Source organism: Nonomuraea sp. NPDC050404, from assembly GCF_040655495.1.
Classification (GTDB): domain Bacteria; phylum Actinomycetota; class Actinomycetes; order Streptosporangiales; family Streptosporangiaceae; genus Nonomuraea.
On record NZ_JBFAKB010000012.1, the window covers coordinates 1 to 14938 of the forward strand.

Below are 14938 nucleotides of genomic sequence, written 5' to 3' on the forward strand. Positions count from 1 at the left end.
TGTCAACCAAAGGAATCCGTCAAATCAATGACGGGGTTGTGCATCATGCACTGGCTTTTAACACACTGTTGAGTTCTCAAGAAACGGACGCGTACTTCCTTGCCAGAGCCACTCTCGCGGCCCCCACTCGGAGGCGTTTTCCGTTCGTTCGTTGTGTCTTAACTCTCTCAGCCGTTCAAGTTCCTGTCAAATTGACCGGACTCGCTCGACCTGCGGGAATTAAGCGCCGCCCCCTTTCGAGGACAACCCCTCTAACTTACCAGCCGATCCGAGTGCATGAGCACACTTCACCGCGATGGTGGTTCAGGAGGTGGTCCCCGAGTGGGGCCGACGATCAACGCCGCCCCCTTGGGACTGCTGAACTCTATGTACGCCTCCCGGAACCGTCAAATCGATGGTTCGCCCTCGCCGCAGGGGTAGAACGGGGACGTGCGAGATCAATCCGTGCCCAGGGCGCTCATCATCCTGGTGGGCTTCGCCGCAGGCGTGCTCGTCGTCTTCGGAATTCGCGAAGTGGCCTCCATCGCCGGCCCCGTCGTGCTGGCGCTCGTGCTCGTCATCGCCGTCTCCCCGGTACGCGGCTGGCTCAGCGCCAAGAACGCCCCGGTCTGGTTGCAGGTGGCCGTGCCGTTCCTCATTGTCGTCCTCGTGCTGCTCGGCATGGTCGGCATCCTGACCATGTCGGTCACCCAGCTCGTCTCGCTGCTTCCCTCCTACACCGACCAGTTCGACAAGTTGCTCCTCGACGCCCAGCGCTGGGCCTCCACGCACGGCCTCAGCAACGAGATGATCGACAAGGGGTTGTCGGCGTTCGATCCGGGGCGCGTTCTCGGACTGGCGCAGAGCCTGCTCGGTAGTTTGATCGGCGTGTTGTCGGCGCTCTTCCTCATCGTGGTGCTGTTGCTGGCGATGTCGCTCGACGCGCCGGTCACCGCGAAAATCCTCACCGCGGGCGAAGGCAATCGCCCGCAATTGGTGACGGCATTGGGCACATTCGCGCACAAGACCAGGCGTTATCTGATCGTCTCCACCGTCTTCGGACTCATCAACGCGATCCTCGACATGGTGGCACTGTCATTGCTGGATGTGCCGCTGCCGTTGTTGTGGGGCGTGCTCGCGCTGATCACCAATTACATTCCCAACGTCGGTTTCGTCATCGGGTTGTTGCCACCGGCCATGCTCGCGCTGCTGGACGGCGGCGTGCAGACGATGGTGCTCGTCATCGCCGCGTATATCGTCATCAATGTCGTCACCCAGTCGTTCATTCTGCCCAAGTTCCTGGGTGACGCCGTGGGGCTCTCGACGACCATGACGTTCATCTCGCTGATCGTCTGGACATTCGTGCTGGGGCCGCTTGGCGCGATTCTCGCCATTCCGCTGAGCCTGTTGACGCGGGCGCTGCTGATCGACAGCGATCCGAGCGCGAAATGGGTGCAGGCGCTGGTGTCAGGCAGGCTGCCGAACGCGAGCGGGTGAGATCAGGCGGCTCATCGGCAGCCCGCTTAGCCGTTTGACATCGTTGGCGAGGTGGGCCTGGTCGGTGTAGCCGGCCGTGACCGCCACCTCCGCCAGTGGCGCGCCCGCGCGGGCCAGCCGCAGCGCGTGCTGGAAGCGGACGATGCGTTGCAGGGTCTTGGGCGCGTAACCGAAGGAGTGCAGGCTGCGGCGCTGGAGGTGGCGCTCGCTGTAGCCGAGGTCCCACGCCACCTCGGCCACCGACCTGCCCTGTCTGAGAGCGGCGGCAATCGCCGGGGCCGCGGGGTCGGCGGGGCCCGAGCGACCGGTCGCCAGGTGCCTGCGGACCGCGTCCTGCATGGCACGGAGCCGCTCCTCGACCACAACCAGCCGGTGATGATCCGAGAGTTCCGGCCGGTCCATAAGCCCGCGTTCGCTGAGCCGCCGGTCCGCGAGGCCCGACCGGTTCATGAGGTCCGGCTTGTTGATGAGCTTCCGATTCATGGGGTCCGGCTCGTCCATGAGCTGCCGGCCCATGAGATCTGCCACGAGAGGGCGCAGGATGGGGAGATCGGTCAGAGGGACGCGCCGGTCGCGCAGTTCCTGCAGCGGGAGGCCGAAGAAGTCGCCGGCCGCGCCGGGCCTGAAGCGGATCCCCACCAGCGTGTCACCCGCCCCGACCGTCGAAGGCATGGGCCCGGTGTCCGGCCCGGCCACGAACAGGCCGTCCGGCCCCCAGATCAGGTCGACGCAGGCATCGGGCACCACGAGCTGGGTGTAGGCGACTCCACTGATCCGGTGCCACCCGCAGGCGACGCGGTCGGTGAGGTCGGCGCTCGGCGGCCGTTCCGCGTACATGCCTCCAACGTATGCGACTCCACCGACAAGGCCGCCTCAGCCGGGCAGGCGGCCGTACGCGCGCAGCGTCTTGAGGTTGTGCACGGTGATGTAGCCGCCCCACTCGTGCTCCACCAGCGGCGTCCACATCGCCCAGTTCCCGCCCCAGCCCCCGTCGGTCGACTGCGCGGCGATCATCGCGTCGAGGTGGGTGTCCAGCACGTCCGGCGTGAACAGCGGCAGCCGCATCGGCGCGGGCGCGAAGTCCAGCGGGAAGTGAACGTGACCGGTGGCGGCCGGGTCGAAGGCGACGGTGGCGAGGATGGCCTCGCGCAGCCGCGCGAACTCCGCCTCCGCCCGCTCCCGGTCGGGCACCCGCTCCAGGAACGTCACCACCGCCCGGGCCACGTACGGTTCCAGCTCTGTCAACCCGCCGATCCGCGCCCAGCAGAAGTCGGTGGCGGCGGCCAGCCACGGATGCGCGATGCCGTGCCTGTGCAGCAGCCCGGCGATGGAGGCCGTGGGGACGAGGTTGCCGGGCGGGTCGTCCTCGGACTGCCACCAGGGCGCGCGCAGCGTGTCCCGGACGGAGGGCAGGGCGAACGGCACGCCGCCCTCAGGGGTGCTGACGGAGGCGAGATAGTCGCAGGCCGCGGGCACCATCGGGGAGTCGAACCCGCCCAGTTCGTCCAGGATCCAGAAGGCCACCTCGACCGGCTCGGGCTGGCTGCCCGCACCGCGCAGGTCGGGTTCGAGCGCGTTGCCGAACCCGCCGTCGTCGTTGCGGTAACAGCGCAGCGCGTCGAGCACCCGGGACCGGGAGCCACCCCGGAACAACGCCTCGAAACGCAGCCGGTCGAGCAGCCTCCCGTGGCCGTGCAGATAGTGTTCGGCGCGGTCCAATATGTCCATGACCGTAACGTCCTTTCGGTTCCGAGAAACTCGAAGCTATCCCTCTGCCCGGCCGGTGTTCTTGTAAAAACCGGACAGGTCAGGGAGTGGCCAGGGCCTCGGTCGGGGACATCCTGGCCGCGCGCACCGCCGGGTAGAAGCCGGCGATGCCGCCGATGACGAGCGTGGCCAGGACGCCGCCCAGCATGGCCCAGGAGGGCACGATCGCGGGCCAGCCCCGCCATCCCGCGTACGCGGCGGTGACCCCGATGCCGAGCAGCACGCCGCCGATCCCGCCGATGGCCGACAGCAGCAGCGACTCGGCCAGGAACTGCAGGCGGATCTGCCCACGGGTGGCTCCCAGCGCGCGGCGCAGGCCGATCTCGGCGCGCCGCTCCAGTACCGAGATCACCATCGTGTTGGCCACGCCCACGCCGCCGACCAGCAGCGCGACGCCGCCGAGGCCGAGCAGGAGGGCGTTCAGGGTGGCGTCGGTGGCCTGCTTGGCGGCCAGCACGTCGGAGGGCCTGGAGACCTCGACCTCGTTGGGCGTCTCCGGGTTGGCGGTGGCGGCCAGCACGCCGCGTACCTCGACGACGTACGCCTCCTCCGCCCTGGTGTAGATCGTGGTCGCGTACCCGTCGAAGCCAAGCCGTTCCTCCGCGACCGGCCAGCCGATCAGGGCGGCCGAGTCGAGTTCGGGGGCGAGCGGCGCGGGGGCCAGCACGCCGACGATGGTGAACCACTGCCCGCCCAGCCAGACCCGCTGGTCGGGACCGGCCCGGACGACGCCGAGCCGGTCGGCCGCCTTGGCGCCGAGCACGGTGGCCGGGTAGCGGTGGGTGGCCTCGTTCAGCCAGGCGCCGCTGACGACGGTGGCGCCGGCGTCGCGGAGCAGGTCGAGGCGGGCGGCGGTGACGGAGATGCTGCCCGTCTCCGCCTTGGGGATGTGGTCGTTGCGGTAGACCCTGGCCTGTGTGGTGCCGATCGCGGTGACGGCGGTGACGGGGGCGATCTGGCCGATTCTGCCTTCGGCCTCGGCGGGCAGGTGGGACGCCTCGCCGAACAGGCTCTGGCCGGGCGAGACGGTGAGCAGGTTGGTGCCGAGCGCGGCCAGTTGCCGGTTGAGGTCCTCCCGGCTGGAGGCGGAGATGCCGACGACACCGAGCATGGCGGCGATACCGATGGCGATGCCGAGCGCCGACAGGATCGCGCGCAGCGGCCTGGCCCGCAGGCCGGCCCCGCCGACCCTGAGCACGTCGCGGGGGTGCATCCGGGCGGAATCCAGGACTGTCGTCATGTCCGTACCCCGTTCAATCGCGGGAACGTCATGTCAGCGCTCCCTCTACGATCCGGCCGTCGAGCATCTCGACCTGACGGGGCAGCGAGGCGGCGATGTCGCGGTCGTGGGTGATCACGACCACGGCGGTGCCCGCCGCGTTCAGCTCGCGCAGCAGTTCCATCACTCCCGCTCCGGAGCGGGAGTCGAGGTTCCCGGTCGGCTCGTCGGCCAGCAGCAGGCGCGGCTCGCCGACGACGGCGCGGGCGATCGCGACGCGCTGCCGCTCGCCGCCGGACAACTCGTGCGGGCGGTGGCCGAGCCGGTGCCCGAGCCCCACGCGTTCCAGCGCCCGGTACGCGCGCAGGCGCCGCTCGCGCAACGACGGGCCCGCGTACAGCAGCCCGTCGGCCACGTTGTCCAGCACGGGCACGCCGCCGGCCAGGTGGAACTGCTGGAAGACGAAGCCGATGACGTTCGCGCGCAGTGCGGACAGCTGCCTGTCGGTCAGGGAGAGCACGTCGTGGCCGGCGATGAGCACGGTGCCGCCCGAGGGGCGGTCGAGGGTGCCGATCATGTTGAGCATGGTCGACTTCCCCGAGCCGGACGGGCCGACGATGCCGACCAGCTCGCCGTGGCCGATGCCCAGCGAGACTCCGCTCAGCGCGGCGACCTCGCCGTAGGTCTTACTGACGTCGCGCAGTTCGGCGAGCGTGCCGATGCCGGTGCCAGTTCCAGTGCCGATGCCGGGACCGGGGCCTGGCAGCTCGGCGATCGTGCCCGCGTCGGGCGGTTCGGCGATCACTTGGGCACCGCCACGGTGGCTCCCTCGGGGAGTCCTTCGATCTCGACCTGGCCGTCGGCGAACAGGCCGGTCTCGACGGCGGCGTAGCGCGTGGCCGAGCCCTCCACGAGTTGCACGCCGTAACCGCCCTCGGCCAGGGCGAGCAGCGCTCCCACGGGGACGGCCAGGACGTTCTCGCGCTGCTCCGAGACGATGGTGACGTCCACGGGCGCGGCGTCGTAGGACTTCTTCAGCCCGCTCACCGACACCCGCACCTCGACCGTGGTGACGGTGTCGTTGCCGCTGGTGGTCTTGGTGGCGACCTTGCCCACGCCGGTGACCCGGCCGTTCACGGTGCTGCCGTCGGGCAGTTCGACGGTGGCCTTCATGTCCTTCCTGACCAGGTGCTCGTCGGCCACGTCGAGGGCGACGAGCACTTCGCGGGTGGTGCCCGTGGTGTCGAGCACGGGGCCGGCCGCGCCGTCGCCGAGTGCCTTGCGCAGCTTGGCGACGCGGACGCGGCCGTCGGCCACGACGACGTCTCCCGGCTGTACGGTGCCGGTGACGTCGAGGCCGAGGTCCTCCTGCCAGTCCTCGACCGCCTCCCTGGTGGTCCAGGTGAACTCGCGGTCCACGTCGAACCCCTTGTAGCCGAGCTTGTCCAGGTTGCGTTCGAGGAGTTCGACGTCCTTGCCCTCGATGCCTTCGTGCAGGTCGCGGTAGAGGGGCATGGTGCCGTACAGGAGCGGGCGGCGGTCGGCGTCGGCGCTGTAGACGGCGTGGCCCCTGGTGATGGTGGCGCCCTCGGCGGGCAGCCAGGTGATCGTGCCCTGGGACTTGCCGGTGACGGTGGTGGCCTTGCCGTAGCCGAGGGTGCCGTCCACGGTCTTGGTCGCGGTGAGCGTCGTCCTGGTCACCTTGGCGGTGGCCGGGGGTGTGCGGCCGGCGACGGCCGTACCGGCGCTCTCGCCGCCGAAGCCGACGGCGGCGATCGTGACGGCGGCGGCGAGCAGGGCGGCGCCGCCGGTCCAGGCGAGGATCTTCAGCGGGCCGGGCCGCCGCGGCGGCAGTGCCCGGGGGGCCGTCGTCACTGGCGCGCCCCCATCCTGGGGAACTTCTCGTTGCAGACCTCGATCGCCTTCCTGTATGTGGGGTCGTCGCGGTTGAAGCTCTTTGCGGCGCCGGTGCCGAAGGTGCCGTCGGGGCTGGGGTCGGGCATGTCCACGCCGTTGTCGCGCATGCACTGGGCGAACTGGCGCAACTTCTCGACGTCTTCCGGCTTGAGCGCCTCCCGGTCCCTGAACGGCGCGTGGGCGCGGCAGGCCTCGATGGCGTCGTTCACCTTGCCTCTGTCGATGCCCTCGGTGGCCAGGTTGAGCCCGCCGCCGCCGTTGGGGTCGGGGTCCTCCATGGGCACGCCGTGCTCGCGCATGCACTGGGCGAACTTCCTGCCCTGTTCCTGCCGGTCGGCGGTGGCGGTGGGGGTGGCGCTGGCGGTGGGTTTGGCGCTGGTGGCGGTCACGGAGGCGACGCCCGAGCCGCCCTGCTGGCTACCGCAACCGGCGGCGAGCGCGGCCAGGAGCGCGGTGCTGATGAGTGTCCTTCTCATGCTCCGAATGTGCCGAGCGCGTTTCAATGCGGGCTTGGAGCCGCCTCGGAGTCAGGTAGGAGTACGCGGAACGTGGCGCCGTGGCCGGGCTCGCTGTCCAGTTCGACGCGGCCGCCGTGGGCGCGCACGATGGCGGAGACGATGGCCAGGCCGAGTCCCGCGCCGCCGTCGGCCCTGGTCCTGCCCTGGCCGACCCGGTAGAGGCGGTCGAACAGGCGCGGTACGTGCTCGGGCGGCACGCCGGGCCCGGTGTCGCTGACCTCCAGCACGCCCATGCCGCCCGACCTGCCGACCTTGACGGTGACGTCGGCCTCGGCGGGGGTGTGGCCGAGCGCGTTGCCGACGAGGTTGGCGGCCACCTGGCGCAGGCGGGCCTCGTCGCCGACGATCGAGACCGGGGTGAGCCTGCCGTCCAGCCCGGCCAGCCTGACCTGCCGCTCCGGCACACGTACGCGGGCGTCGCGGATCGTGTCGGCGGCCACCTCCAGCAGATCGACGGGCCGGCGGTCGAGCGGGCGCTCCTCGTCGAGCTGGGCCAGCGTGAGCAGGTCGTTGACCAGCACACCCATCCTTGCCGCCTCCTCCTCGATCCGGCGCATGGCCTCGTCCGCGTCGCCGCCTCTGCGGTGCAGTTCGGCGAAGCCGCGTACGGAGGTGAGCGGGGTGCGCAGTTCGTGGGAGGCGTCGGCGAGGAAGCGCCGCATGCGGGCTTCGGAGTCGGTCCTGGCGGCGATCTCGGACTGGAGCCGGTCGAGCATCACGTTCATGGCCGTGGCCAGGCGTCCCGGCTCGGTGTGCGGGTCGCCGGCGGGCACCCGGCGGGCAAAGTCGCCCCGGGCGATGTGCCCGGCGGTGGCCTCCATCCTGGTCAGGGGGCGCAGGCCGAGGCGTACCACGGCGTTGGCGGCCAGCCCGAGCAGGAGCAGAACGAACGCGCTGACCGCGACGGCGCTGACGGTGGCCGAGGTCTGGGTCTCCGCCACCTCCGCGAGGGACTGGGCGAGCACCATGACGTTGCCCTCCGCCGACCTGGTGGCGCGGATCCGCCACGCGTTCTCCGTGGTGCCCGGCACGGTGTAGGTGACGTCGATCCTGACCTCGCCCTCGATGACGGGGCGGTCCTGGTCGTCGAGGTCGCGGGAGCGCAGGGTGCCGTCGGGGCCCAGCATCATGATCCGCTGTACGGGGGTGACGCGCCTGTTCAGCATGTCGTTCCACTCGCCCACCGAACCGGGCCGCTCGGTGAACAGGCCGGGTCTGACGCTGACCGCCTTGGCGAGTTGCTGGAGTTGCCCGTCCACGCGGCCGAGCAGGTTGTTGCGCAGCAGCACGATGCCGACGACGTTGGACAGCACGAGGCCGAGCACGGCCAGCCCGAGCACGGCCATGACCAGGCGGGCGCGCAGGCTCCAGGCCCTCATCGGGGCGTCCTGAGCGTGTAGCCGACGCCGCGCACGGTGTGGATGAGCTGCGGCTCGAAGATGTCGATCTTCTTGCGTAAGTAGTAGACGTAGGACTCGACGATGCTGGAGTCGCCGTCGAAGTCGTAGCGCCAGACGCTGTCCAGGATCTGCGCCTTGCTCACCACCCGCCCGGCGTTGGTCATGAGGTATTCGAGCAGGTTGAACTCGGTGGGCGACAGGTCGATGAGCACGCCGGCCCTGCGTACCTCGTGGGCCTGCGGATCCAGCTCCAGGTCGGCGTGGCGCAGGATGTCGGGCTCGGGGGCGGCGCGGCTGCGGCGCAGGATGGCGCGGATGCGCAGCACGACCTCCTCCAGGCTGAACGGCTTGGCCACGTAGTCGTCGGCGCCCAGCGTGAGGCCCTGCACGCGGTCCTCGACGCCGTCGCGGGCGGTCAGGAACAACACGGGGACGCGCTCGCCGAGCCGTCTGGCGACCTCGAAGCCGTCGATGTCGCCCAGCATCACGTCGAGCACCACGATGTCGGGCCGGAACTCGCCGGCGGCCCGCACCGCCTCGGCGCCCGTCTCGGCGGTCCTGACCTCGAACGAGACCAGTCGCAGGGTCTGGGAGAGCAGGGCGCGGATGTTCGGCTCGTCGTCCACGACGAGCACCCTGGCCGGTCGGTCCATGTTTCAGGTGTACCCGACCCACTTCAACGCCGGCTCAAAGCGTTTATTGCGTTGCAGGTCAGGAGGCCCGCTCCGTACAGTGACGGGCATGTCATGCATGTTCGCAGGCTCGTACTACATCCGCATCCGCCGCGGCGGGGCTCTGGCCCGCCTGCGGACGCGATGATCCGGATGACCTGAGGCTGAGCGTCCACAGGCGCGCCCAGGGCCCTTCGAGACCCATCAATCTCGAGGACCCGGAAGGGCAGTGCTGTGGCGAAAGACCATTCTCACCGAAACTATTCACACACCCAGAAGAAGGCCAGGAACGGCGGCGGCGGTCGCACGCCCCAAGACAGGGCGCGGCGCGAGTTCTCGCAGAACTTCCTGGTCGACAGGCATGCCGTCGAAGCGGTGGTCAAGGCCGCCGAACCCGAAGGGCTCGTGCTGGAGCCCGGCTCGGGCGAGGGCGTGCTCACCCTGGCGCTGGCCGAGGCCGGCGCGCAGGTCGTCGGCTACGAGATCGACCCCAGGCTGGCCGGGCGGCTGGCCTCGCGTACGCGCGGCAATCCCAGGATCGACGTGGTCAGGGGCGACTTCACGGCCGCGCGGGTGCCGCGTGAGCCGTTCGCGGTCGTGGGGAACATCCCCTACTCGATCACCTCGAAGATCGTGGACTGGTGCCTGCGGGCGCACGGCCTGACCGCGGCCACCCTGCTCACCCAGCGGGAGTACGCCCGTAAACGCTCCGGCGACTACGGCCGGTGGAGCCTGGTCACGGTGGAGTCGTGGCCGTGGTTCGACTGGCGGCTGGGCGACACCGTCGGCAGGGAGAGCTTCCGTCCCGTGCCGTCCGTCGACTCGGCGATCCTGCGCATCGAGCGCAGGGCGCGGCCGCTCGTCCAGGACCGCCGTTCCTACCAGGAACTGGTCGAGCTGGGCTTCGGCGGGGTGGGCGGCTCGGTGCGCGCGTCGCTGAGGCAGCGCTACGACGGCGTGGACGCCGCGCTGGCGGCGGCGGGCGTGGCCCGCGACACCGTCGTCGGCCACGTCCACCCCGACCAGTGGGTCACGTTGTGGGGGCGCCTATGCGGGTGATTTGACCTTGGCCTGCGGCGCGGGCCCGGTGTGGTTGTCGTCCAGGCCCGGGGCCGTCGCGATGCGGCGGCCCCAGGGCATGGCCAGCGCCAGGATCGGCAGCAGCACGATCGAGGCCCGCGACCAGTACTGGTGCTGTACGTACCAGCCCTGGAAGTCGAACTGCGTCATGACGACGTAGCCGTAGGCGGCCCAGAGCGAGGAGCCGATGATGGCCGGCCAGGCGAACCTGGTGGGCCTGGCGACCAGGAACGGCATGAACCACAGCAGGTACTGGGCGCCGAGCCGGGGCGTCACGACCATGAAGACGAGCAGGATGGCCGTGGTCATGTCGATCGGGTCGGCGCGACGCCAGAGGAGGATGACCCCGACCACGCAGGCGTAGATCAGGTTGGTGCCGATCGAGGCCATCGTGGGCTCAAGGGACCAGCTCCCGTCGGTGAGCCACGGCGTCCAGCCCCACTCGCCGACGATCGGCCTGATGTCCTGGATGGTGTGGATGACCTGCGGGATCTGGCTGAGCGAGGTGCCCGCGAAGATCGGCAGCGTCACCAGGAAGAACAGCGGCACGAACCCGGTCATGAACAGGGCGGCGATCCTGGCGCGCAGGTTGGGCAGCAGCAGCAGGAAGCCGGGGATCAGCCAGATCGGCCAGCTCTTCGCGCACAGCGCGAGGCCCATGAGAACGCCGGCCCACGCGGCCCGCTTGAGGTTGGCGCGGTCGCCCTCGCCGGGCAGCAGGGCCCGGTGCAACATGCCGCCGCGGCCGATCACCCTCGGGACGGAGGCGCGCACGCCGTACGCCGCCACGCCCTGGCGCACCCTGCCCACCACGTCGGTGACCAGGCCCGGCCGGTGCGGGTCGCCGGGGCCGCGGGCGACCACGAACGCGGCCACCCCGAACACCAGCGCGACCGGCTCCACCTGGCCATGGACGGAGGCGACGAGCACGCCGAGCGGGTTGAGCGCGTACTGGAAGGCGCGCAGCGACGCCTTGGGGCCGCCGGCCAGCTTGGCCACCAGCGGGATGAGCACGATGTCGGCGACCACGGTGACCAGGCGGCCCGCGTACTCCCACGGGATGCCCAGCCACAGCAGGATGCCGTAGACGTAGGGGATGGTCGGCAGGAAGTGCCAGCCGCCCTCGCTGGCCAGCACGGGGTCCTCGCCCCGCAGCACGGCCTCGCCCGCCGGTTTGAAGCTCTCCACGAAGTCGACCGGCTGCCAGGTGTCGATCGCCGAGGTGAACATGATGAGCACGCGCACGGCGATGCCCACGAGGATGGCGACGAGCAGGGACGGTCGCCAGTCGCGCTTCTGGGCGATAAGAGCGAGTGCGACACCGGCAACGAGGACGATCCCCGTGAGAAGTGCGTAATCCATGGCGGGATCTAGCCTGCCGTACCCAGAGGACTGCCGCCACCAGGGCTTCCAATTCTTATCCCCGACATGCCGACACGTATCCCGATACGACATCACGGTCTGTGCTCAACTTTTTCCATGGGGGGATCGCAGGTCAACCAGGCACTGGTCAGGCTCTACTTCGAGGTGGGAGGTGGGGTCCGGGACCCGGTCACCACCTGGGCGAAACTCACAGCCAACTCACAGCAATACCGGCATGCCCGGGGTGGGCGCCGGGTGCCGCTGGACGACGGGACCGCGGCGGAGCTGACCGCGGCGGCGATGGTGCACACCGCCGCCGCGCACGGGGCCAAGCAGGTCGCGGCGCTGGCCACCTCGCCGCTGGCGCGGCTGGTCGGCGGGCTCGGGGGCGCGGTGCTGACCGAGCACCCGTGCGCGCCCGAGCAGGTGCTCGGCCCCCGCTTCGCGGGCCCGAAGGCCGAGGACTGGGCGCGGGCGGCATATGTGCTGCTGTGGGGGGAGAACAACCGTCAGGTACGTACGGCGGACACGCCCACGGTGATCGCCGGGCGGTACAAGGGGCAGAAGGTCGTCGCGATCGGCACGCATCCCACGCGGCTGTCGGACGAGACGCTGGTGGTGCGGCCCGGCACGGACGGGGCGCTGGCCATGGCCATGGGGCACGTGCTGCTCAAGGAGTTCTTCCTGGACAGGACGCCGTTCGCCGGGCACGCCCTGGAGCGTACCGATCTGCCGTTCCTGGTGCGGCTGCGTGAACGGGACGCGGCGACGTACGTGCCGAGCGGGCTGGCAGGCGGGGTGTGCGAGCGGCTCAGCCTGTACGGCGGGCAGGCCGTGGAGGTGCTCCTGCCGCGCTTCGACGACGGGACGGGGGTGCTGCGGCGGGGCGTGCCCGTGTTGCGGGACGGGGGTGAGCTGGTGACGACGGTGTTCGACCTGCTGCTTGCCGTCTATGGGGTGGCTCGTCCTGGGTTGCCCGGCGTGTGGCCCGCCGGGTACGAGGATCCGGCCGAGCCGTACACGCCGGGCTGGCAGGAGGCGTACACGGGGGTGGCCGCGTCGCGGGCGCTGAAGACGGCGCGGGAGCTGGGGGTGACGGCGGAGAAGACCGGCGGGCGGTGCGTGATCGTGCCGGGCCGGCTGGAGACGCCGCACGCCGACACCGCCTACCGGGCGATGCTGGCGCTGCTGGTGCTCACCGGGTGCGGCGGCGGGTGGGCGCAGACGGGCGGGGCGGGGATCCCGCTGGTGCCGTACCTGTGCCTGCATGCCTGCGGCGAGGACCGCGCCGACGTGGGCGCGCTGAGCTGGGCGCTGGCGGAGGGGTTGTTCGCGCGCAGGACGTCGCGCTCGGTGCTGCTGGAGGCGGTGCGCGACGGCTGGCCGATGGCGCCGCCGCCGCGCGTGCTGGCCCTGCCGCGGCCGATCTACCCGCTGCCGCCGGATGTGGACCTGCTCATCGGCCCCGACGAGCACTGCGACCTGTCCCCGCCCGCGCCCGAGCTGGTGGCCGCGGCGCTGGCCGGGATGTCCGGCGGCGCGGCCCCGGCGGAGGCCGACGGCGTGCCGCCGGCCGGGCGGATGCGGCTGCTGGTGGACCACGCCTGGATGCACGAGTACGGCGAGGCGCTGCCCACCTACCGTCCGCCCGGCCTGGGCATCCCGCTCAAACCGACGCAGCTGGTCCGGTTCACGTGAGGGCGTTCAGGTAGGCCCGGTGGTTGCGGGAGAACTCGTGCCCGTTGTACCGGTCCCAGTTGATCGACCAGGTCATCAGCCCGCGCAGGTTCGGATAGACCCCGCGCGGCTTGTACGGCCCGCAGTTGCTGCCCTTGGCCAGGCAGTCGAACGCCTTCTGCACCTCCGCGACGGTGGTGAACCCGTTGCCCGCGTTGACCGAGGCGGGCAGCCCGATGGCGACCTGGTCCTGGCGCAGCGGCGGGAACACATTGCCCGGATTGCCCATGATGGGGAATCCGGCCAGCAGCATGTCCGTCATGGCCACGTGGAAGTCGTGCCCGCCCATCGTGTGGTACTGGTCGTCCAGGCCCTTGATCGGCCCCGAGTTGTAGTCCTGCACGTGGAGCAGGGTCAGGTCGTCGCGCATGGCGTGGATGACGGGCAGGTAGGAGGCGCTCCTGCTGTCGGCCGCGCCGTTCGGGCCCGGTCCGTAGAACTGGTAGCCGAGCTGGACGAAGAACGTCTCCGGGGCCATGGTCAGCGTGAACTTCGCGCCGTAGCGGCTCTTGAGCGTCTTGAGCGCGGAGATCAGGTTGACGATGACCGGTGTGGTGGGGGCGGCCAGGTTCGTGTCGCCGGGGTTGAGCGACAGGGAGTGGCCCTCGAAGTCGATGTCGAGGCCGTCGAGGCCGTACCTGTCGATGATCGCGGAGACCGACTCGACGAACTTGTCCCTGGCCGCGGCGGTGGTGAGCTGGACCTGGCCGTTCTGGCCGCCGATCGAGATCAGCACCTTCTTGCCCCCGGCCTGTTTGGCCTTGATGGCGGCGATGAAGTCGGCCTCGGGCTCGACGTTCGGGCATTCGGCGGCCGGGCACTGGCGGAACCTGATGTCGCCGGAGGTGACGGAGGTGGGTTCGCCGAAGGCGAGGTTGATGACGTCCCACTCGTCGGGGACCTCACTCATACGGATATATCCGGATCCGTTGGCGAACGAGGCGTGCAGGTAGCCCACCAGCACCCGCTTCGGCAACCCGCCTCCCCCGCCGCCACCGGTGGTCGTGGTGCCGCTGACTGCCTGGCTGTAGGCCGAGCAGTTGCCGGCCCCGTCGCAGGCGCGGACCCGGAAGGCGTAGGCGGTCTGGGGAGTGAGCCCGGTGGCGGTGTGGCTGGTCGAGGTGGCGGTCGCGGGGGTGCCGTTGTCCCTGGACACCTCATAGCGCGCCACGCCGACGTTGTCGGCCGAGGCCGTCCACGTCACGTTGAGGCTGGTGGCGGTCGCGCCGCCGACGGACACGCCCGCCGGTACGGTCGGCGCCTGGGTGTCCGGGGTTCCGCCGGGCCCGTCGAGCACCACGTCGTCGGCCAGGTAGGCGCCCTGGCCGTACCAGCCGTTGAGGTGGATCGTCACCGAGGTGGCGTTCGCGCCGGTGGTGAAGGAGGTCCTGAGCTGAGCCCACTGGGTGCCCGGCGAGCCCCACGTGCTGGCGTTGACGCCGGTGCCGGTCGCGCCGAGGAACACGTAACCGCCCTGCACCCAGGCCGAGAGCTGGTAGGTCGTGCCCGGCCGGACGGTCACGGACTGCTGGCAGCGGGCCGTGTCGCTGCCCGCCGGAGTCGCGCGCAGGGCCTTGGTCCCGCCGTGCACGGGGGCCGAGACGGCCTGGGCGCCGGCGGTCGCGGTGCAGGTCCAGCCGGTCAGGCCGTCCTCGAAGCCCGGATTTATCGCGATATTTGCGGCGAAAGCGGGGGTTGCGGGGAAGACGAGCAGGGACGCGGCGAGAAGGACCGCCGGCGCTCGGAGTCTCATGCGGTTTCCTCACGCTCGTGGGGAAAGAGCGGGCCGCT

13 protein-coding genes are annotated in these 14938 nt (G+C 70.6%); 3 read left to right on the plus strand and 10 right to left on the minus strand.

Annotation, left to right across the window (positions count from 1 at the left end):
- Window positions 1-429 precede the first annotated feature (429 nt).
- Entirely contained in the window at window positions 430-1476 is a 1047-nt protein-coding gene (locus tag AB0I81_RS31045) for an AI-2E family transporter (RefSeq protein WP_360663600.1), read from the plus strand.
- Here AB0I81_RS31045 and AB0I81_RS31050 read toward each other — a convergent pair.
- The 8 genes from AB0I81_RS31050 to AB0I81_RS31085 form a co-directional block, all read right to left on the minus strand.
- Window positions 1447-2313, minus strand: coding sequence for a DUF6597 domain-containing transcriptional factor (locus AB0I81_RS31050; protein ID WP_360663602.1), 867 nt, complete (start codon window positions 2311-2313; stop codon window positions 1447-1449). The two genes, AB0I81_RS31045 and AB0I81_RS31050, sit on opposite strands and share 30 nt — an antisense overlap.
- A gap of 36 nt (window positions 2314-2349) precedes the next feature.
- Window positions 2350-3204, minus strand: a complete 855-nt coding sequence (locus AB0I81_RS31055) for a hypothetical protein (protein WP_360663604.1) — start codon at window positions 3202-3204, stop codon at window positions 2350-2352.
- Window positions 3205-3283: 79 nt separating this feature from the next.
- A complete protein-coding gene (locus AB0I81_RS31060; RefSeq protein ID WP_360663606.1) occupies window positions 3284-4483 on the minus strand; it encodes an ABC transporter permease in 1200 nt (399 codons plus the stop codon).
- Window positions 4484-4511: 28 nt separating this feature from the next.
- Window positions 4512-5183, minus strand: coding sequence for an ABC transporter ATP-binding protein (locus tag AB0I81_RS31065; RefSeq protein WP_360664408.1), 672 nt, complete (start codon window positions 5181-5183; stop codon window positions 4512-4514).
- Window positions 5184-5263: 80 nt separating this feature from the next.
- Window positions 5264-6337 carry a peptidoglycan-binding domain-containing protein gene (locus tag AB0I81_RS31070; protein WP_360663608.1) on the minus strand — a complete coding sequence of 358 codons (1074 nt, stop codon included), beginning with the start codon at window positions 6335-6337 and terminating at the stop codon, window positions 5264-5266.
- Window positions 6334-6855, minus strand: a complete 522-nt coding sequence (locus AB0I81_RS31075) for a hypothetical protein (RefSeq protein ID WP_360663609.1) — start codon at window positions 6853-6855, stop codon at window positions 6334-6336. Before AB0I81_RS31075 ends, AB0I81_RS31070 begins: the two co-directional genes overlap by 4 nt.
- 23 nt (window positions 6856-6878) lie before the next feature.
- Complete coding sequence (locus AB0I81_RS31080) at window positions 6879-8276, minus strand: ATP-binding protein (RefSeq protein ID WP_360663611.1); 1398 nt, start codon at window positions 8274-8276, stop codon at window positions 6879-6881.
- Entirely contained in the window at window positions 8273-8950 is a 678-nt protein-coding gene (locus AB0I81_RS31085) for a response regulator transcription factor (RefSeq protein ID WP_360663613.1), read from the minus strand. The genes AB0I81_RS31080 and AB0I81_RS31085 overlap by 4 nt, the downstream gene beginning before the upstream one ends.
- Before the next feature lie 252 nt (window positions 8951-9202).
- Here AB0I81_RS31085 and erm point away from each other — a divergent pair, with 252 nt between their 5' ends.
- Window positions 9203-10027, plus strand: coding sequence for an ErmE/ErmH/ErmO/ErmR family 23S rRNA (adenine(2058)-N(6))-methyltransferase (erm, locus tag AB0I81_RS31090; RefSeq protein WP_360663614.1), 825 nt, complete (start codon window positions 9203-9205; stop codon window positions 10025-10027).
- On the opposite strand, the gene AB0I81_RS31095 is transcribed toward erm, so the two are convergent.
- A complete protein-coding gene (locus AB0I81_RS31095; protein WP_360663616.1) occupies window positions 10016-11410 on the minus strand; it encodes a hypothetical protein in 1395 nt (464 codons plus the stop codon). The two genes, erm and AB0I81_RS31095, sit on opposite strands and share 12 nt — an antisense overlap.
- Before the next feature lie 117 nt (window positions 11411-11527).
- Here AB0I81_RS31095 and AB0I81_RS31100 point away from each other — a divergent pair, with 117 nt between their 5' ends.
- Window positions 11528-13108, plus strand: a complete 1581-nt coding sequence (locus AB0I81_RS31100; RefSeq protein WP_360663618.1) for a molybdopterin-dependent oxidoreductase — start codon at window positions 11528-11530, stop codon at window positions 13106-13108.
- Here AB0I81_RS31100 and AB0I81_RS31105 read toward each other — a convergent pair.
- Window positions 13101-14900 (minus strand): glycoside hydrolase family 18 protein, encoded by a 1800-nt coding sequence (locus AB0I81_RS31105; protein WP_360663619.1) that lies wholly within the window; start codon window positions 14898-14900, stop codon window positions 13101-13103. The two genes, AB0I81_RS31100 and AB0I81_RS31105, sit on opposite strands and share 8 nt — an antisense overlap.
- Window positions 14901-14938: the final 38 nt, after the last annotated feature.

What these genes read in the sequence shown, in the direction of transcription:
- AB0I81_RS31050 (WP_360663602.1), bottom strand. Translation starts at nt 2,313, where the DNA reads ATGTACGCGGAACGGCCGCCGAGCGCCGACCTCACCGACCGCGTCGCC.
- AB0I81_RS31055 (WP_360663604.1), bottom strand. Translation starts at nt 3,204, where the DNA reads ATGGACATATTGGACCGCGCCGAACACTATCTGCACGGCCACGGGAGG.
- AB0I81_RS31060 (WP_360663606.1), bottom strand. Translation starts at nt 4,483, where the DNA reads ATGACGACAGTCCTGGATTCCGCCCGGATGCACCCCCGCGACGTGCTC.
- AB0I81_RS31075 (WP_360663609.1), bottom strand. Translation starts at nt 6,855, where the DNA reads ATGAGAAGGACACTCATCAGCACCGCGCTCCTGGCCGCGCTCGCCGCC.
- AB0I81_RS31080 (WP_360663611.1), bottom strand. Translation starts at nt 8,276, where the DNA reads ATGAGGGCCTGGAGCCTGCGCGCCCGCCTGGTCATGGCCGTGCTCGGG.
- AB0I81_RS31085 (WP_360663613.1), bottom strand. Translation starts at nt 8,950, where the DNA reads ATGGACCGACCGGCCAGGGTGCTCGTCGTGGACGACGAGCCGAACATC.
- AB0I81_RS31095 (WP_360663616.1), bottom strand. Translation starts at nt 11,410, where the DNA reads ATGGATTACGCACTTCTCACGGGGATCGTCCTCGTTGCCGGTGTCGCA.
- AB0I81_RS31100 (WP_360663618.1), top strand. Translation starts at nt 11,528, where the DNA reads ATGGGGGGATCGCAGGTCAACCAGGCACTGGTCAGGCTCTACTTCGAG.
- AB0I81_RS31105 (WP_360663619.1), bottom strand. Translation starts at nt 14,900, where the DNA reads ATGAGACTCCGAGCGCCGGCGGTCCTTCTCGCCGCGTCCCTGCTCGTC.